Source organism: Dictyobacter sp. Z7_2 (genome assembly GCF_057551105.1).
Genome location: NZ_BAAJPE010000001.1, coordinates 1,188,225 through 1,207,755 on the forward strand (window position 1 = coordinate 1,188,225; position 19,531 = coordinate 1,207,755).

Genomic DNA, 19,531 nt, shown 5'->3' on the forward strand with positions numbered 1-19,531 from the left:
ATATTTATATGAACACGTCTCTGGTCCTATACAAAACACGCCTCTGGTCCCACTACACATATGCGCTCCTCGATTATCCTATGAATACATTGTTGATGCAGCAATATAACAAACAAAAAACGAAGGGCTATTTTTTTTATGGAACACATAGATTACACGACAAACTCATCTATCATTGAGGCAGAGCCAGCACCGGTTCCCCGTGGTGCCATTGGGGCAGCACTCCAAAATTCTAAATGGGCCATTGCCGGGGAAATCGTCTTCATTGCATTTGTAGTAGGGATGATCATCCACATCGCCTTCAACTCTTCAACGCCGTCAATCAATCTGGGCAATGTGCTTATTCTGCCTATCGTCACACTTGTCGAAGTTCCGCTCATTTTGCTTTCCTTGTGGTTACGTGGTCAGGACTTGCGTACGATCGGCTTGAAACGCCCGGCACGCTGGTGGCTTGTCATCCTGCTAGGGATATTAGTCGGGGTTGCCATGTTGCTTGAGCCGTTCTCGTCCTTGATACTTGATCTGCTCAAACCGCTGCTCGGTACACTTCCACCGGAGAATCTTAGCGTGCTCTCCAACCTCAAGGGTCACAACATACCAGCCTTGCTTGGTTGGCTCACTGTTACCTGGACGGTTGCCGCTTTCGGCGAGGAGATAAGTAATCGTGGATACTTGATGACGCGTCTCACCGATATAATTGGCAAATCACGGCTGGGTTGGGTACTCAGTTTGCTCATTACTGCGGTCATCTTCGCATTTGGTCATGCGTATCAAGGACCAAAGGGAATGATTGAGACGGGCATCTCTGGTCTGTTCTTTGGGGTGGTGTATCTCAGCGCACGCCGTAATCTGTGGACTGGTATCATTGCGCATGGCGTCCTTGATACATGTGGCATCATTCTCACCTACCTGACCCTCAATTAGACAAGCGGCGATCACACATTGATGTCGCAGGATCATCGGTCCTTCTCTATAAGTGCGATTTACAGACGGCCAGAAAAAGCCTATACTGGCGATAGGGGCCGATGTCCTCTCATCTTGAAAAAATGGTAACGCGGGCAAGGTGCGGAACCACCACGTTGGCAGGCATCTTTACCGCACAGCTGGGAGGCTATTATGGACCGCTTTGTTGGCTGGTTTCGCCGCTTTCAACGGCTCCGGTGGAAACTGACCTTTTCTTATACGCTAACCACTGTCTGCGTTCTTCTCTTTATGGAAGTAATGGTTCTGGGCATTGGCTATATATTCATCCTGCTGAGCCTACCACACTGGCTACTGAATGATGTGGAACAGAAAGCCAACGCGTTACGCCCTTATGTAACCACTACATCCATAGATGGTAATATGGCAAACAAAATCTTGCAAGATCAGACTCCATCTACCACGAAAGGCATCATCGTACAAAATGACTCGAATACCATTGAGGTCACTGATGAGGGGTTTCTCGTTGTCGTAGATAGCAATGAAACGGTCATTGCATCACACGAGCATGGAGCACCAGCCCCACGTCCTGGCACGAAGCTGCAAACACAACTACCAGAGCAAACGGCAAAGAGCCTCAAAAACATCATCACGAGCAGACAAGAACCATCTGCCACTATCATGAACGATCAAGGTGTGTTTTACTTGATCGCTCCTATTGTCGGCCGCGATAATCGTGTGCATGGTGCGATTCTAATGAAGGCAGATCATTTGCAGCCACCCCAGAATGCGGTCTTGCTGATCTTTTTGGGCGTGACCCTTGTCAGTTTTATCGTATATCTTCTGTGCGCCAGCATCATTGGAACGCTCTTCGGCTTCATGACGGCTCGTGGCTTTACACGCCGCTTTTCCCACTTATCACTGGCGGTCGATCAATGGAGCCAGGGGAACTTCACACCAGTGGTACGCGATACTTCCGGCGACGAATTGGGCCAACTCGGCCGCCAACTTAATCGCATGGCCGAGCACCTGCAAGAGCTGCTGCAAACGCGTCAGAAGCTCGCGACCTTAGAGGAACGCAATCGTCTGGCACGCGACTTGCACGATAGCGTAAAACAGGAGGTTTTCGCCGTTTCCATGCAGATCAGTACAGCGAAAGAGCTGCTTACTCATGATGCAACGGCGGCACGCGAGCGGCTGAACGAAGCTGAACGCCTGATTCGTCAGTCGCAGCAGGAACTCACATCGCTCATTCACGAGCTGCGCCCGGTTGCGTTGGAGGGCAAAGGATTGCTCGGTGCCTTGCGAGATCTGGTCAACGATTGGCAGCATCAAACGGGGATACCCGTGACTTTTGAACAGAGAGGAGAGGCGCAGATGCCTTTCGTGGCCGAAGAAGCGCTGTTCCGTATCACGCAAGAAGCGCTCTCTAATGTGGTCCGCCATAGCCACGCCAGTGCTGTCCATCTCGATCTGGACAGTGAGCACGATGAGATTCGGCTGGCCATTGCCGATGATGGATATGGCTTTGATCACCTACGTTCACATGGTCGTGGCATTGGCCTGCTTTCTATGCAAGAACGCCTCGTAGAACTTGGTGGGACGTTAGAAATCGTTAGCGCCAGAAATAAAGGTACAAAAATTATTGCACATTATAGCTATTGTGAGGACTGAGAAAGAGCAGTGAACGATGACCGAACCCATAAGCATTATGATTGTGGATGACCACGCGATTGTCAGACAGGGAGTGCGAGCCTTCCTGGAAATACAGCCAGATTTTGTCGTGGTTGCCGAGGCAGGATCGGGTGAAGAGGCTGTACGCCTGGTTGCCGAGCATGTTCCTGATGTGCTGCTTATTGATCTGGTGATGCCTGGCATGGACGGAGTGGAGGCGACGCGACGCATCAAAAACGAGAGCCTGCATACCCAGGTTATTGTGTTAACCTCTTACCATGAAGATGAATATATCTTCCCGGCCCTGCGTGCAGGCGCGCTCTCCTATGTCCTCAAAGATGCAAGTCCGACTGAGCTGGCGGAGACCGTACGGAAAGCCGCTCTTGGTGAGTCCGTTTTACATCCTCGCGTTGCGGCCCGTGTCGTCAAGGAGATCCGTCATCCCAATAGAGCTGTGTTTAATCCATTTCTTGATCTAAGTGAGCGTGAAATAGAGGTTCTGCGCCTGATTGCTGACGGCCGCTCCAATGCGTTGATTGCCGAGCAACTTGTAATCAGCGAAAAGACTGTCAAGGGCCACGTTAGCAATATCCTGAGCAAGTTACATATGCTGGATCGTACCCAGGCCGCCGTCTTTGCCTGGCAGCAAGGACTTGTCCACCGAAAACAATCATGATCCCGACTGGCAAGTTGTAACATCCAGAAGGTAAGCCACAGCTTGTGCGAGATACCTCCTGGATGGTCACTTTGCTAACAGCTACTTGAGTACTTCAATGCCATTGACCTGGGCATTATCTACCACAGTAGTAAACTGGATCGTAATCTTACCTGTGCTATCGGCAGTTACAGTGAATTGTTTGACGACCGCCTTGTTCGCCGCCCCGGCGGCGCTGAAGATGTCGAAGGCGCTCAGCACCGACGTCCCATTGATACTGACATTGAAGGTTCGACTACCGGCCTGCGTCCAATAGGTCTCGGCAAAATGCAGTCGTACTGTATAGGAGGCGTTCGCCGTCAGATTGGGAATCGTGTAGCTGAAGTTGCCATAGCGGTTCGTTTGATAGACACTCTGTGGCGCGGGATTCGTCACAGCACTGGTATCAACCGTATTCGTGGAGGTCACAGCCGTCCCGCCCGTAAAGTCCGTGTCGGCCACATAGGGAGCCGCCGCGCTTCCACCTGAATTGATCTGCACTCCATTACCTGTGGGTGGAGGTGTTGGCGTGACGACAGGTGTCGGCGTCGGATTAGCAACGGTTGTCGGTGTGGGCGTTGGCGTACCTGTGCCGACGCTGGCCCCAATGACCTCGATACCGCTCACTTCCGCATTGTCGGTCACGCTGATAAATTGCAACGTGATCGCGCCGCTGGCATTGGAAGTGGCAGTAACTTGTTTCGAGACCGCTTTATTCGCTCCACCGGCCGCCGCAACAATGTCAAAGTTGCTCAGCACCGACGTCCCATTGGCCGTAACGTTAAAGACTCTCTGTCCCGCCTGCGTCCAGTATGTTTCGGCAAAGTGCAGACGGATCTGATAGGCGGTGTTCGGTGTCAGATTGGCAAAGGCATAGCTGAAGTTGCCATAGCGGTTCGATTGATACACATATTGAGGGGCTGGATTGCTCGCAGCACTCGTATTAATCGCGACGGTCGAGTTTGCCGTCGCTCCGCCAGTGAAATCCATATCGGCCACGAATGGATAATCCTCGCCACCACCGGCATTGATATCGAGTCCAGTTGCGGGCGGCAATGTGCGTGCATTCACGACGGTACCGTTCACTGACGTCTTGCCTGCGGGCACCGAGAACGATGTCCCATCGGAGAAGGTGACGGTAATGGCGGCTGTGCCTACATTAGAGGCAACGTGATTGATCGTGCCGCTATGATTAAAGACCGCATAGAGTGGAGTATTGGCGGTCACAGCCGCATCCACCACGCCAAGCGTCTGCATATCGTAGAGCATCGAATAGGTATAGGCCTTTGACTCGGAAGCACCTGGCGTATAGTTGGGCTGCGCATTGAAGAGCTGGATCGCTCCAGGAGCATCGATAAAAGCCTGATACTCCCAGAAAGTATCTTGCCAGGTATTCCAGGTCGACGAACCATTCTCGGCCGCCATGGCATTCAGAAATTCTCGTTCATAACTGGTATTATCGGCCAGATACATCGATGCCGATGTGATTGGCAGAATGTTGATGCCGCGAATATCCTGTGGATCTGCGGAGAAGTAGGTACCATCCCAGATCTGACCACCCCACACCTGCGCGGTATAGTCGTAGCCGTAGCCAGCGGGGAAGTTATCATGATCAACATTAAACCAGTACTGCTCGACCGCCTGGGTCTCTGTCGTGTAGAGATAGATACCGAGATCGCGGATCTGCGTATTTCCGGTCGCGGTTCCCCATTCAATCAGGCCCGCCCAGGCGTTGATCGCTTCCGAGGAGGATTCCTGGTTGTTTCCCCAGGAGGCCAGCTCACTTCCCGAAGCCCAGGAATGTCCCTCATAGGGTGAGAAGTTGCGCAGGAACGGGAACTGCGTGTCGGTACGACTGGGATCGGCGATATCATTGATCAGCAGTTTAACCATGCCACCATATTTGGTCGCCCAGGCCGGATCGACGCGAGCAACTTCGGCCGCCGCAGTGATCCAGTAGCCGTAGTGGAAGTGATGATCATTAAGATCGCTATCAGATCCATACGAGGCAGGATAGCCAATCAAAGTGCCCCAATCGGTATCGTAGTAAAAGAGATTAGTGGTTTTCGCGTTGCCAGACGCATCGGTCGCGGAAAAGTGATCGTCCAGCTGGGCTTCCAGCCAGGTTAACAGCTTATTCGAAGCCGATGTCAATCCTGTCTGCTGCGCCAGGGGGAGCAGATTCGCCGCTTGCAGCAAAGCTTTTCCGCCCCAATAGGTATCACCAACTGTATTGCTGACACTGGATGCGGTCGCTTGCTCAACATCATCGATCATCGTACTCTGATTGTATTGACCGACATCCGGGAAGCTCGGCAGGATACCATGATACGTTAGCGTCGTCGTGAAGGATGAGCCAGCCATGGTTTTCATCGTCCCACGGATGCTGTGATACGTGTACGATAGCGGCGTAAAGCTATTGGCGACCTTCCACTGATTCGGGAAGAGCGCCATAATAGTTCCGGTCTGTGTCCCTTCTTTAGCCTGCGTCGTGAAGGTGTAGGTTGTCCCCACCTGGCTGCTATTCTGATTGTATGACCAGCTAACTTGAGTACCGGTCACAAAAGAATAGGCATACTTTTGGAAAGCCTGAAGGGTGGCCGCAGTATTATCAGGTAACGCAGCCAGCGAGAAATACTGCTTGCCAGCGGCATTATTCGTGAACTTTGTAGTGCCAATACCCGACCAGGTCGAACCGCTTGCGCCAAAGAGCGCATAATTATGTCCATTGATAGTGATGCCCAGGACGCTTGTCGTGGCGCTCCCAGACCAGACGGTCGGGACGCTGGGAAAGGTCAGCTGTGGATTCTCATTGGCATAGGTGGCATAGAGATAAGGGATACCCTGTCCGGCGGTCACCCGCATCGTGCTCCCCGCGCCATTATTCCAGAGCATCGACACGGTCCAATCAGAATAGCCATCCACCAGCGGATTGGGCGAGGCAAAGGTCCCCGTCGAAGCACCGAGCGTCAGGTCGTTCGCGTATCCCGCGTGGACTGCAGTCGTCTCGGCTTGCAGGTCTGGATAGTTTACACCGATGCCCGCAGTGCTTGTCTGCAAGGCCAGGGGCAAGGGATAAATAGGAAATGCGGGTTGTGCCCACGCCACCGATGTCCACCAATCGCTGGTAGGCATCGGGCCGGTGACGTTGGCGGTACGATAAATTGTCGACGGAGGAGTCGTGACGCCCGCCGGGGCGGCCGTGGTGTAACTCCCAGATCCAACCGGGACAATCGCTTGCGCCTGCGAGCGCTGGATGGGGGCCGCGATGACGCTCACGACAAGCGTTGCCATCACAATTGCGAGCACAACAAGCACTCGGCTGCGTTTTGAAAACCGACTCAGCTTTTGCTGCATTTTGTTTTCCTTTCACATTCCATTTCTATGCTAAAATCTCGATTCCATTCACCTGAGCATTATCTTTCACCGTCACAAACTGGATCGTGATCTTGCCTGAACTATCAGCGGTTGTAGTAAATTGCCTGACAATCGCTTTATTGGCCGCCCCAGCGGCCCCAATAATATCAAAGGCGCTCAGTACAGCCTGCCCGTTGATACTGACATTGAAGGTCCGACTACCAGCCTGCGTCCAATACGTCTCGGCAAAATGTAGCCGCACCGTATAGGAAGCATTAGGGGTTAGATTAGGGATCGTGTAGGTGAAGCTTCCATAGCGGTTCGACTGATAGACACTCTGTGGCGCGGGACTCGTGACGCCACTGCTATCAATCGTATTATTTGAGGTTGTAGTCGATCCTCCAGTGAAATCCGCGTCAACCACAAAAGGTGTTGCCGCGCTACCACCTGAATTGATCTTTAGTCCACTCCCTCCAGGTGTCGGCGTAGAGGTGGGCGTCGGCGTTGGGGGTGTTGAGCTGGTACCAAGCACCTCGATCCCACTCACCTCGGCATTATCTTTGACGGTCGTAAACTGGATCGTGATCTTGCCTGAGCTATCAGCGGTCGCGCTGAATTGTTTGACGATCGCTTTATTCGCCGCTCCCGCAGATGCAAGGATGTCAAACGCGCTCAGCACCGACGCTCCATTGATACTGACATTGAAGGTCCGACTCCCGGCCTGCGTCCAGTACGTCTCCGCGAAATGCAGCCGTACCGTATAGCTGCTACCAGGCGTCAGGTTCGGGATCGTATAGGTAAAGTTTCCATAGCGGTTCGTCTGATAAACACTCTGCGGAGCGGGACTCGTCACAGCACTGCTATCGATCGTACTCGTGGAGTTCGCGGTCGAGCCTCCGGTGAAATCCGTATCAGCCACAAAATTCAGAGCCGCATCGCCGCCCGCATCGATACGTATCCCGCCTCCAACCGGTGTTGGGATCGGCGTCGGCAAAGGCGTCGGAGTAGGAGTCGGTATCGGATTGGAGACCGATCCACTGACACTGAAAGTTCCTTGCAAGCGAATGTCACGCGACGAGCTGCCAACCATGACCTGAAAGGTACCATTCGGAACCGTCCAGTTATTGGCGCTCGTGTCCCAGAAGGACATCGCCTGCGGATTGATGGTAAAGGTGATATGTTGCGTCTGGTTGGGTTGCAACATCACTTTCTGGAAGCCTTTGAGCTGCTTCGGCGGCTCCGCAACATTCGTCGCCGGAATACCCAGATAAAGTTGAGCCACCTCGGCTCCCGCACGCGTCCCGGTATTAGTCACATCAAAGCCTACCGACACAGTACCGGTCGAAGACGCAGAGCTCGGCGTGACAGACAAATTACTATACGAAAACGTAGTGTAGGACAGCCCCTGGCCAAAGGGGAAAAGCGGCGTGATAGCGTTCTTGTCGTAGTAGCGATAGCCAACAAAGACGCCTTCCGAGTACTGCTCCTGATCGTTGATACCCGGATATTGAGCGGGTGTATTCGCAGGCACATCGCTGGCGCTGGCAGGAAAAGTCATCGGCAACTTTCCCGACGGATTGACGTCTCCGAAGAGAAGTGCCGCCGCCGCTGTGCCATCTTCCTGGCCCGGATACCAGGATTCCAGGATACCCTGCACCTGATTTACCCACGGCATGAGGACTGGCGCTCCTGTATTCAGCACAACAATCGTGTGTGCATTTGCCTGAGCCACGGCCTGAATAAGCTGATCCTGCGCGCCTGGCAGTTCCAGGCTGGCCCGATCGGTAGCTTCCGCCTCGCGATCATTGACGAAAACAACGGCGACATTCGCAGCTTGAGCCGCCTGCGTGGCCTGATTAAACATCGTGCTTTGTCCGGGAATATTCCATCCCAGAGTGGCATTACTACCCCCTCCATTCTGATAATACTCAGCTTTGATGTTATAGGTTTGTCCAGCCGTCAACTGCATCGAGTACCCTGCGGCGGTCGATTGCTGATCATACCAGTTGTTGATAACCAGCTGATTGTTGATGTACAGGCGACTTCCATCATCGCTGGTAATCGTAAAGGTATAGGTACCGGTAGCAGGAGCAGTGAGTGTTCCGGTCCAGCGCGCCGACCACTGCGTCGAGTTGACACCGGTGCCGGGTGAACCTCCATTCCAATTAAAGTCCAGATTGGGATCGGTCCGGGTCAAAACAGGATTGCCGGAAAGTGTCATATTGTTGAAAAATTGTGCCTGCAATCCATTCCCGCTCCCGCTGGGAGGCGTAAGATATTGCGTTGTCAGCACCGGCAGATCGCCAGCGGCATCGAGTCCCTGCGCATACTGAACAGTTGTGGTACTGCCCGCTCGCTGCGTGATTCCCTGCAACGGCGTAACGACGTGAGGCGTATTCACTCCCGCGCTTCCACCTCCGACAACTTGAGGCGCAACCGAGGCATCCGCCCCAATCACGGCAATCGAATGCACCTGCGATGTATTCCAGGGCAGGGCGTTCTGATTGTTCTTCAGAAGCACACTTCCCTGCTCATCCTCCTGCAAAGCCAGCTGTGCGTCAGCGGTAGAGGCCACATTATTTCCGGGAGCTCCCGTGGTTGGATGATCAAACAGGCCAACGGCAAACATCGTGCGCAGAATACGATGCACATGATCGTTCAAGGTATCCATGCTGACCTGACCGTTCTGGACTGCATTGGTGAGTGCTGTCCCATAATAGGAAGCACCTGGCATCTCCATATCGAGTCCAGCATTCGCAGAAGCGACAGTGCTGTGCGTTGCCCCCCAGTCAGACATTACAAAACCGGGAAAGCCCCAGCCTTGCTTGAGAACCTGATTGAGCAATTCCGCCTGTTCACAGGCGTAGATGGCGTTGACGAGATTGTAAGAACACATTACAGAGCCAGCCTGTCCCTGCTTGACAGCTGCCTCAAAAGCTGGCAGATAGATCTCATGCAGCGTACGCTCATCGATATTCGCGTTCACCGTCCCGCGATCGTATTCCTGATTGTTGGCTGCATAGTGCTTGACCGTGGCAATGGCATACTGACTCTGAATACCATTGATGTCAGCTACTGCGATCTGTCCATTGAGATAGGGATCTTCACCAAAGCTCTCGAAGCTGCGTCCCCAGTTCGGATTGCGCAAAATATTGACGGTCGGTCCCAAAACGACATTCGTCCCTTTACCCATCTGCTCGCTACCTAAAGCCTGTCCATACTGCTGCATCAGAGCAGTATCCCAGCTGGCAGCTCCGGCGATAGGAGCAGGAAAAGCCGTCACCTGAGTCATCCCATCCCCGACACCGGCAGGACCATCCTGCAAGTTGAGCGCCGGGATGCCCAGACGCGTATTCGCTGGCACGTTACCCACATACGAACCGTTGGCACCATGCATGAGAGCAATCTTCTCATCCAGAGTCATCTGGGCCAACAATTGATCGGCGCGTTGATCGGGAGTCAGCGCCGTACTCATCCAGCTGCGCGTTACAAGAGACTCGTGCGCTAAAACAGAGGGAACTAGCTGCACACCAACAAGGAACAGGCTAAGCGAGAGGACAAAGATACATAGTATCCTCCGACGCATGCGCATCTGGTGCATATTACCTCCTTGTGTTGCAATATTCCTCAGCGGAGAGGAATCCATACAGGTGAATCATTCACCCACCGTAACAATGTCGAATTGCATCCAATACGCTCAAGAGATCAAGCCAGCCGACGTAGCGGCGCGGCTCCGCCGTGCTGTCTGTGACTCGTACGACCACGCTCCCCATAGCGTTCCATTGAGACCTCTTTCCTTGAGAGCCGCACCCGAGCAGCTTCATACGAGCTACTGACAGCACGGCGGAGCCGCGCCACTACGTCGGTGAGCATTAGCCCCTAGGGCGAATGGGAGCGGCTCCTTCACTTGAGCGTATTGGACGCTACTTTTTATTGGTACACACGGACATAATCCACGATCATCTGCTGCGGGAATACGGTTGTGCTATCGGGATTCCCAGGCCAGTCGCCGCCGACCGCATTGTTGAGAATGATAAAGAATGGATGATCATAGACCCATGGGCCATTCGTGCTTTCGATCGTGCTCTTCTCAAGGGTCAGGAACGCGCCACCGTCAACGGAGAAGGTCATGTGCGTGCTATCCCAATCGAGGGCGAAGACGTGGAAAGCGCTGGCAAAATCAGCAGAGTTGGCCAGCGTGTCGGGACCGCCGATGCCGCCAGCTCCATTGTAGGCCGGTGCGTGAATGGTCGAGTGCACCGTACTCGGCTCCTTGCCGATGTGTTCCATGATATCGATCTCGCCGCAGTTGGGCCACGGCGTATTGCTATCAAAGTAGTTGCTGCCAAGTAGCCAGAAGGCAGGCCAGAGTCCTTGCGTGCCCGAGACTTTGATGCGTGCTTCAACGTGTCCATAGGTAAAGCTGTAGTGCCCGTGCGTGTTGATGCGTGCCGAGGTATATTGACAGGTAGTGCTGCCCGTGAGTGGATCAGTGGGACAACTTGATCCTGCAGTCACCTCTTTACGGGCGGTCATCACCAGATCACCATTGCCATCCATCTGAGCATTTTTGTTGTTCGTATAATATTCCAACTCATTGTTGGGACCAGGACCAGTCTCGGCCGTCCACTTGGACGCATCGGGAGTAGTACCAGCCGCTCCATTAAACTCGTCGCTCCAGACGAGCTGCTCGGGATTGCGCGGATTGGGTGGTGCCGCTGGCGGTGTGGTCGGATTTCCTCCTGTGCCATAGACCTTGAATTCCCATAGTGAGTATCCATAGGCGGTTGAGCGTGCGGTGCCATACATGCGAACGTAGCGACCGCTACCAGACACGTTCAAAGTCTCCAGGAATCCTTTGCCTGTAGTTGTCGAGTAGATCGTCGTCCAATTGGTGGCGTCGCCCGACACCTGAATCTGATAGGCTGTCGCATAGGCGTACTGCCATTGCAACACGACCTGCGAGATGTTCGCCGTCGCCCCCAGATCGACATAGATCCAGCCTGGATCTACCCAACCAGTTGTATCGCTGGTTGCCCAGCGCGTCGCGGGGTCCTGATCGAACGCTTTGGCCGGCGTACATCCAGAACAATTGGCGTCGTCCTGGGACGATGAGGCCACGGCTGGCTTGTTATAGGATAATAAGACGCTCCCCGAGACTGGCGTTGATGTAGCCGTTGGTGTCGGTGTCGGTGCTTTGGTTGGGGTTGGCGTCGGTGTAGAAGTACCGCCACTACTCGTAAAGACCTCAAATTCCCACAGCGAATATCCATACGCCGTCGCACGGGTAGTCCCGTAGAAACGAATATAGCGGCCGCTGCCTGAAGCATAAATGAGCTCGGTACCACCGGGACCAGTGGTCGTGGAATAGATCGTCGTCCAATTGGTGGCATCATTCGAGACCTGGATCTGATACGCCTTCGCGTAGGCAGCCTCCCATTGCAGCGCGACTTCGCAGATCGATTGCTGCGAGCCCAGATCAACTTGCAGCCATTGTGGATCACTGGCGGCACTCGACCAGCGCGTCCCCGAATTGCCATCGACCGCACTGGCCGGGACGAAGACGTTGCCAGCCTCGACCGATGAAGCTGTCGCGGTCTTATTAAGGGCGCTATTGGTCGTCCCACAGGCCGTTCCAGTCGAGGTGCTGCCATAGACCTGGAACTCCCACAACGAATATCCATAGGCCGTCGCACGTGCCGTACCGTAGAAACGGACATAGCGACCGGTACCGGTCACATTCAAGGTCTCGGTACCGCCGGCTCCGGTGGTTGTGGAGTAGATATTGCTCCAATTGGTAGCATCATTTGAAACCTGGATCTGATACGCTGTCGCGTAAGCAGATTCCCAGTGCAAGATAACCTGGGTGATAGAGTCGCTGGCCCCAAGATCAACTTGTAGCCATTGTGGATCGCTAAAGGCGCTTGACCAACGCGTGCCCAGATCTCCATCGACGGCAGAGGAGGCCGGTGTACCAGCCGCTTCAACTGAAGAGGCTGTCGCGGTCTTCCCCTGCGATAACAATGATGCGGCCGCGTTGGCTACTGGAGGATGAGAAAATAAGGGATACACCAGTAGCGATCCGACCAATGTACAAAGCATCACAAAGCCAATCAAAAGACGTTGTATTCTTTTCCAACGCATCTTAGCGCCCGAAGAAACTGCATCCATAGCATCTCCTTCTCAATCTCTTGAAGTAACATCTCTGCACTCAAAACAAATAAGACAAAATAGCACTGATATCCCGCTGGCGCCGAGGGAGTCCAGCAGATTGCTCTGGCGTAATCTGCTGGACGCTCTCTAGCCACGGTGTTAGCGTGTATAAATTCCAAACTCCCAGAGGGAATATCCATAGGTAGTAGCGCGCTGGGTCCCATACAGACGCACGTATCGACCCGAGCCTGTCACATCAAAATCCTCAAAGCCGCCACCGCCGTTACTGGTTGAATAGATCGTGGTCCAGGTGCTGCCGTCATTGGAGACCTGAATCTGATACGCCTTCGCGTAGGCAGATTCCCAGGCCAGCTGGATATGACTGATCGTGGTCACCTGACCCAGATCAACCTGCACCCACTGCGGATCACTCCAGTCGCTGGCCCAGCGTGTCGCAAAGTTTCCGTCGGTCGTGTTCGATGCCGGATACGGTGCGCCCGTCCCGGTGGCCTGAAACGATGATGCAGTCGTCGTTTTTCCGCTGGCTACATTCGTGCCAGTCACCGGCGGTGGGACCACCTTAAAGGATTTCGTTTCGATGCCGACGTTGCCCTGACCATCGTAAGCGTACACGTAGACCTTCCACGTACCCAACGTCGAGGGAGCCGTCACCGCAAACGAGGTAGTTCCGGTCTGAGTAAAGGTTGCATTCTGCAATCCCGTTCCCGTATCGACATACTTGCTTGTAAACATCACATGGTAGCGCAGCGGATCGTTATTCGGATCGCTCACGTTGATGTTGACCGTGAATTGACTCTTCGCTGCAACGCTGTTCGCGCTGAGCGCAATGCTTGAGATGACTGGTGGCGTGTTAGCGGATGTCTGTCCGGTAAAGAGCTGCTTCACCGCATAGTAGGCAAGCCTATTCCAATGTCCGGTAATCAGATTGAACCATACGCCGCCGAAATCGTTCTCGATGCCATAGTTGAAGAGCGTTGCTCCCAGAGCGACGCCGGTATGACCCGTGATACAATTCCAGGCCGTTACATAGCCCTGACTCTTCTGCACATCGGTCGGCTCAGTTGGCACGCCATTGGCATCATTGGGCACCTCCCACTCACCAGCGGGACCCGATTCGGTGACAATGTAGGGCTTCGTGTATCCGCCATTGATCCAGTCCTGTTTGAGGGCACAAGATGAACCATAGGCGTTGACCGCATACAGATCGAGATGGGGGGAATTTGCTTTATAGTAAGGCCAGGCGCCGGTCCAGGCATCCGTCGAGGTCACCGGATGATAGGGATCGATCGTGTGGATCGCCTGCGCAACCTGATCAATATACTGCGCGTACGCATTGCGCTCTTGCTCCAATTGCGTTCCTGAATACGTGTTCTGCAAGCTGAGGAGCACCTCATTCCCGACATCCCACATCAGGACGCCCGGATTGTTCTTATACGTCGTGACCCAGTTCTTGATAGTCGTGAGAGTCGTCGACTTATAGTTGGCATCATTGAGATAATCATTCCCCTGCCCCAACCAGAAGCCATTGATGACCTTGATGCCGTGCGCCGCCGCCGAATTGAGTAGCGGGAGGGTCGTATCATCGGTGCCCCAGGTGCGTACGGTATTGACTCCCATCGATTGAAGATCGGTCATATACGCTTCGGAGGCTGCCACTGGAGGTCCAAAAGTAACACCTTTGATCTGATAAGGTGATCCATTTACGGTCAGCTGCCAGTTGCCCTGAGTCCCCGTGACCGAGACAACGCTCGACGTCGTTGGAGTCGGAGGGGTTGTCAGCGGGGTGGGAGGAGTACCGGTCGTCTGGTAGACACCGACTGAGCCAATGCTCAAGGTACCGCCAGAAGAGGTCGCACTGGTCGGCGAGGTACAGCCACAGACGCCGTTAGGGAATGCTCCACCGATTGCCAGGTCAAAGATGATGAAGAAGCCATGATCAATCGCCGCCTGCCACGTGCTGACGCCAACTTGGCTCTCATGGACAATCCAGATCTGCTGATTATCCAGATACCAGCGCACCTCTTCGTTCGACTTGGTCCGGTCGACAACCACCGCATAGGTGTGGTATCCGGTCTGGCAACCTGAGCAGGTAGCTAATCCGCTCCCCAGGCCGTTCGGTTCGTTACATGGACCAGCTGGATCTGTCCCACAATGGAGCGTGGCAGCCGCTTCGTTACGGGCATTCACATCCTCCATAATATCCAGCTCGCCAACGCCCGGCCACGCCTGACCGCTGGTGCGATTGCCGCTTCCTAATGTCCAGAAGGCAGGCCAGTAACCCAGGCCGTTGGTTGGATTTGGCTGCTTGAGGGAGGCAGTGATCTCCATCATGCCACCAGCGGGTGCCGCAAAGTCACTGCGCTGCGATTCGATCCGCCCGGAGGTCCACGTTCCGTTGGTGTTGAGCGCGGTAATGTTCAGATGGTTATTCCCATCCACAGAAACGTTCGCGGTCGAGTTGCTCATCGTCTCGACCTCACCGGTGCCCCAGTTGGCGGGACCACCAGCGGAACTGGTTCCGGTATCCTCGATCCAGTTGCTCGCCGAGGGAGCGGTGCCTGACGCACCCGCAAAATTATCGCTCCAGACCGGCGTCCAGTTGGTTGTGGGCGTCGATGTGGCAGTGGGAGTAACTACCGGTGTTGTCCCGGTACTCGTGCCAGCAAATGCCTGCAATTCGTAGAGCGAATAGCCATATTGAGTCGCACGCTTTGTGCCGGTCAGGCGGAGATAGCGACCACTACCGGAGATAGTCAGTGTTTCCGTGTGACCTGCACCTGTGGTCGTGGAATAGATAGTGGTCCAGTTTGTCGCGTCCGGGGAGAGTTGGAGCTGATAGGCCGTCGCGTAGGCAGTCTCCCATTGAATGACAACCTGGCAGATAGTCTGGGTACTTCCAAGATCGATCTGGAGCCATTGTGGATCGCTGGCGGCACTGGACCAGCGTGTCGTCGTATTGCCATCGACAGCATAGGAAGCAGGGGTAGCAACATTCTCAGTCGACGAGGCAGTGACAGGTCGATTGAGGGCAACATTTGTCGTGCCGCAACTGCTGGCAGCCGGATTGAGAACTACGCGCGTTCCAGCTGCATACGTGGGAGTGAGGATAGGATACGCTAAGATTCCAACCATGGTACAAAATAGCATGAGTACTGCGATCAACCGTTGAACTTTTTTTCGGTGCCTCATAGTACCGACAGGATGTGCATCCATGACATCTCCTTGTTAGCCTTTTACATAAATATGTGAGGACGTGTTCCTTTCCAAGTGCTACATCAGAGAAAATAAAGCGAGGCATCGGTGCCTCTTTTCGATATTTTACGAAATCAATATCGGAGCAATAGTATAAATATAGTGATTATTTTATTGCTTGTCAAGTAGCGAGCGGCTACCAGGAACGAATTCTCCTCGCTGCAATTCGACCAGATAAAAAGATAAAGCTCCTTTTAGGCTCCTTTTCAACGACAGCCAAAAACAACTTGACAACCCATCTATAAATAAGTATATTTAAACTATAGTTCGCCGATGATTTTTCGAAAACTATCGATATGGGGATGTTAAGGAAGGCATCAACAGAGAGAAAGGAGTAGCAGCGGCAACGAAGAACAACAGCATCATCCTATCCATCTTCTGATGCGTCCCGACTAAAGCAGTCATCTCTCATCAACGCCATCGCCTCTCCTATGGAAGGAGAACCGAGCGCCCTGATGACACGGGAATCCGGCATCTTGTACTCATCCAGCCAACAGTTGGGTTGGCCACACCACCAGCAAAAACGGTTATTTTTTGGGTATCCACGTGAAACAAGCAATGAAGCATATAAATAGATCAATGCATGATTTATTTTTATGAGGAGGTATCCCTATGTCTCCCGACACTTTTTCTTTGCCTCGCCAAGCGAAGAAGCATACAAAGACGGTTGCCCTTTCGTTTCTGACACTTCTGATCATCATATTAGCCGCGTGCGGTCAAAGCAGTCCAACCAAAACGTCCACAACCAATTCCGTTCTGACCATAGTCCCCAGCCCAAAGGGCGACTTCACGAACGGCTTCAGCCCTTATTCTTCCACACCCAACAACGGTGCACAGGGCTTGATCTATGAGACGTTACTTTTCTTTAATCGCATGGATGGCACCACCAAGCCCTGGCTGGCACAGAGCTATCAGATCTCTTCCGATGCGAAAACGATTACATTCAATCTGCGTAAGGACGTTAAGTGGAGCGATGGCACTACCTTTAGCGCCGATGATGTTGTTTTCACGCTACAAATGCTGAAACAGTATCCTGCGGCAGACACCAATAGCCTCTGGCAGACCATCAACACCGTCACGAATCCAGACAGCAGCACCGTTGTCGTCACGTTAAAAACCGCCTTCTCGCCTATTTTGTGGTATCTGGCCGGACAGACATGGATCGTCTCCAAACAACACTGGTCGAACGTGGGAGATCCAACGAAATATGCTGATACCAGCCCGATCGGCACCGGACCATACAAACTCAAATCCTTTAGCCCGCAACTGATCGACCTCACCAAAAACACCAACTACTGGCAGCCAGGCAAACCAGCAGTCAACGAACTGCGCTACCCCTCGTTTAACTCGAACACGAGCGCAGAATTGCTCCTGGCGCATAAAGATGTGGACTGGACCGGACTCTTTACGCCCAACATCGAGCAAACCTTCGTTTCGAAAGACTCGGCCCATAACCATTACTGGTTCCCCAGCCGCAACGTCGTTATGCTCTACTTGAACACCGGCAAAGCTCCATTTAACCAGCTGGCCTTCCGTCAGGCCATCAGCAGCGCCATCGATCGTAACCAGATCTATAAAGTTGCTGAAAGCAACTATGAGCCAGTTGCGAACCCGACCGGCCTGGTTCTCCCGGCCAATAAAAGCTTTTTAGATCCCACCTACGCCAACGCCGCCTTCACCCTGGATACCGCAAAATCCACGCAATTGCTGACCGGCGCTGGCTTCACCAAAGGATCTGATGGCATCTACGTTGATCAAAACGGGAAAAAGCTCTCATTCAACATCAATGTCGTCACCGGCTGGACCGACTGGGTAACCGCCACACAGATCATGGCCAGTAACCTCAAAGCCATCGGTATTGATGCCAGAGTCAACTCCCTTTCCTATAACGCTTACTTCAGCGCCTTGCAGACAGGTAGCTATGACATGGCCATCTCCTGGACCAATCCAGGTTCAACGCCCTTCTACCTCTACAACTCATTGCTCAACAGTAACAACACGGCCCCAATCGGCAAAGTAGCTTCTTCCAATTTCGAGCGCTGGAACGATCCCGCCACCGATCAGTACTTGAAAGATTACGCCACCACAGCAGATAAGAGCGTCCAACAAAAAGCGCTCTACGGCCTGCAAAAGGTGATGGTCGAGCAATTGCCCAGCATTCCACTCGTCTTTGGTGCAACCTGGAATGAATATAGCACGTCCAATTTCGTTGGTTGGCCCACCGCCGACAATCCATACGCGTCACCGGCCCCATTCGACTTCCCTGACGCCGAAATTGTGATCTTAAATCTCAAACCGGCTGCCTGATCTTTGTCTGATCTGACCTCAGAGAACTGCTCACCGGCACTCTCTTGAGGTCAGATCGCGTAAAGTGACGCCTCCTGTGCGCGGTATATTCCCGGCATATCATCCATTCTCCTGACCTGTTTCTGTGTAAGAAGCAGCGTCAGGAAAATATATATGCGTAATGTAAAGGAACATACAGGTGAAGCATTTATTACGCCGTATCGGCTTTTACCTCGTGGCTCTCTGGGCCTCGATTACGATCAACTTCTTTATTCCACGCCTGATTCCGGGAGATCCGGCCAGCATCCTGCTGGCACGCTTCCAGGGCAGAATGAATCCGAACGCGATTCATGCCTTACAATTACAATTCGGGATCAGCAATGATCCGCTCTGGCTCCAATATATTCATTATTTAGGAGACCTGTTACATAGCAACCTGGGCACCTCGTTCACCTACTTCCCTACTCCTGTGGCGACCGTGATCGGCGAGGAGATTCCCTGGACGCTCACGCTGGTCGGAACTTCCGTCATCATCAGCTTTGCGCTGGGGACGCTGCTGGGGATCGTGACCGCCTGGAGACGCGGCTCCTTTCTCGATGGTATCTTCCCACCCATTCTGACTTTCTTCTCGTCCATCCCTTATTTCTGGCTGGCGCTGATCATTCTCTACATTTTTGGCTATCTGCTCAACCTGTTCCCTCTCAATGGAGGATACGATATTGGCGTGACGGTGGGATGGAATTCCGATTTTATCCTGAGTGCGATCCAGCATGGTATCTTGCCGGCGATTACGATTGTGCTCGCCTCTATCGCCGGCTGGATGCTGGGAATGCGCAATACGATGCTCACGACGCTGACCGAGGATTATGTCCTGCTGGCTGAGGCCAAGGGCTTAAGCGAACGACGCGTGATGTACGCCTATGCCGCACGCAATGCCATTCTGCCCAATGTGACAGCATTCGCGCTCTCGCTCGGCTTCGTGGTTGGCGGCTCACTACTAACAGAAGTCGTCTTTTCTTATCCGGGCATTGGCTTCGCGCTCCTGCAAGCAGCCCAAAACTCCGACTATCCACTGCTGCAAGGCATATTTCTGTTTATCGCGATCGCCGTGATCGGCGCAAACTTTATTGCCGATCTGGTCTACACGCTCCTTGATCCCAGGGTTCGCTAGAG

Annotated in this window: 10 protein-coding genes; 5 read left to right on the forward strand and 5 right to left on the reverse strand. The window is 53.4% G+C overall.

All coding sequences use genetic code 11. The features are described 5' to 3' along the window. Positions 1-138 precede the first annotated feature (138 nt). From AC27N8_RS04485 to AC27N8_RS04495, 3 genes are all read left to right on the forward strand, one after another. Entirely contained in the window at positions 139-924 is a 786-nt protein-coding gene (locus AC27N8_RS04485; RefSeq protein ID WP_487064373.1) for a CPBP family intramembrane glutamic endopeptidase, read from the forward strand. A 192-nt stretch (positions 925-1,116) separates the two neighbouring features. Continuing rightward, positions 1,117-2,595, forward strand: a complete 1,479-nt coding sequence (locus tag AC27N8_RS04490; protein WP_487064375.1) for a sensor histidine kinase — start codon at positions 1,117-1,119, stop codon at positions 2,593-2,595. Between the two features lie 16 nt (positions 2,596-2,611). Continuing rightward, positions 2,612-3,271 carry a response regulator gene (locus tag AC27N8_RS04495; protein WP_487064377.1) on the forward strand — a complete coding sequence of 220 codons (660 nt, stop codon included), beginning with the start codon at positions 2,612-2,614 and terminating at the stop codon, positions 3,269-3,271. Between the two features lie 81 nt (positions 3,272-3,352). Here the strand turns inward: AC27N8_RS04495 and AC27N8_RS04500 are convergent, their stop codons facing one another. The 5 genes from AC27N8_RS04500 to AC27N8_RS04520 form a co-directional block, all read right to left on the reverse strand. After that, positions 3,353-6,646 (reverse strand): glycosyl hydrolase, encoded by a 3,294-nt coding sequence (locus AC27N8_RS04500; RefSeq protein ID WP_487064379.1) that lies wholly within the window; start codon positions 6,644-6,646, stop codon positions 3,353-3,355. 25 nt (positions 6,647-6,671) lie between these two features. Further along, a complete protein-coding gene (locus AC27N8_RS04505) occupies positions 6,672-10,247 on the reverse strand; it encodes a glycoside hydrolase family 3 C-terminal domain-containing protein (RefSeq protein ID WP_487064381.1) in 3,576 nt (1,191 codons plus the stop codon). 104 nt (positions 10,248-10,351) lie between these two features. Continuing rightward, positions 10,352-10,519 carry a hypothetical protein gene (locus tag AC27N8_RS04510; RefSeq protein WP_487064383.1) on the reverse strand — a complete coding sequence of 56 codons (168 nt, stop codon included), beginning with the start codon at positions 10,517-10,519 and terminating at the stop codon, positions 10,352-10,354. A gap of 57 nt (positions 10,520-10,576) precedes the next feature. Next, complete coding sequence (locus tag AC27N8_RS04515) at positions 10,577-12,748, reverse strand: discoidin domain-containing protein (protein ID WP_487067902.1); 2,172 nt, start codon at positions 12,746-12,748, stop codon at positions 10,577-10,579. Positions 12,749-12,958: 210 nt separating this feature from the next. Further along, positions 12,959-16,033 carry a discoidin domain-containing protein gene (locus AC27N8_RS04520; protein ID WP_487064385.1) on the reverse strand — a complete coding sequence of 1,025 codons (3,075 nt, stop codon included), beginning with the start codon at positions 16,031-16,033 and terminating at the stop codon, positions 12,959-12,961. 651 nt (positions 16,034-16,684) lie between these two features. Here AC27N8_RS04520 and AC27N8_RS04525 point away from each other — a divergent pair. After that, positions 16,685-18,379: an ABC transporter substrate-binding protein gene (locus AC27N8_RS04525; protein ID WP_487064387.1), complete on the forward strand. Its 1,695-nt coding sequence runs from the start codon at positions 16,685-16,687 to the stop codon at positions 18,377-18,379. Positions 18,380-18,557: 178 nt separating this feature from the next. Further along, a complete protein-coding gene (locus AC27N8_RS04530) occupies positions 18,558-19,529 on the forward strand; it encodes an ABC transporter permease (RefSeq protein WP_487064390.1) in 972 nt (323 codons plus the stop codon). The last annotated feature ends 2 nt before the right edge of the window (positions 19,530-19,531 follow it).

Excerpts from the sequence above, each read along its gene's own strand:
- AC27N8_RS04485 (WP_487064373.1), top strand. The coding sequence starts at position 139 with ATGGAACACATAGATTACACGACAAACTCATCTATCATTGAGGCAGAG.
- AC27N8_RS04490 (WP_487064375.1), top strand. The coding sequence starts at position 1,117 with ATGGACCGCTTTGTTGGCTGGTTTCGCCGCTTTCAACGGCTCCGGTGG.
- AC27N8_RS04495 (WP_487064377.1), top strand. The coding sequence starts at position 2,612 with ATGACCGAACCCATAAGCATTATGATTGTGGATGACCACGCGATTGTC.
- AC27N8_RS04500 (WP_487064379.1), bottom strand. The coding sequence starts at position 6,646 with ATGCAGCAAAAGCTGAGTCGGTTTTCAAAACGCAGCCGAGTGCTTGTT.
- AC27N8_RS04505 (WP_487064381.1), bottom strand. The coding sequence starts at position 10,247 with ATGCACCAGATGCGCATGCGTCGGAGGATACTATGTATCTTTGTCCTC.
- AC27N8_RS04510 (WP_487064383.1), bottom strand. The coding sequence starts at position 10,519 with ATGCTCACCGACGTAGTGGCGCGGCTCCGCCGTGCTGTCAGTAGCTCG.
- AC27N8_RS04515 (WP_487067902.1), bottom strand. The coding sequence starts at position 12,748 with ATGCTTTGTACATTGGTCGGATCGCTACTGGTGTATCCCTTATTTTCT.
- AC27N8_RS04520 (WP_487064385.1), bottom strand. The coding sequence starts at position 16,033 with ATGGATGCACATCCTGTCGGTACTATGAGGCACCGAAAAAAAGTTCAA.
- AC27N8_RS04525 (WP_487064387.1), top strand. The coding sequence starts at position 16,685 with ATGTCTCCCGACACTTTTTCTTTGCCTCGCCAAGCGAAGAAGCATACA.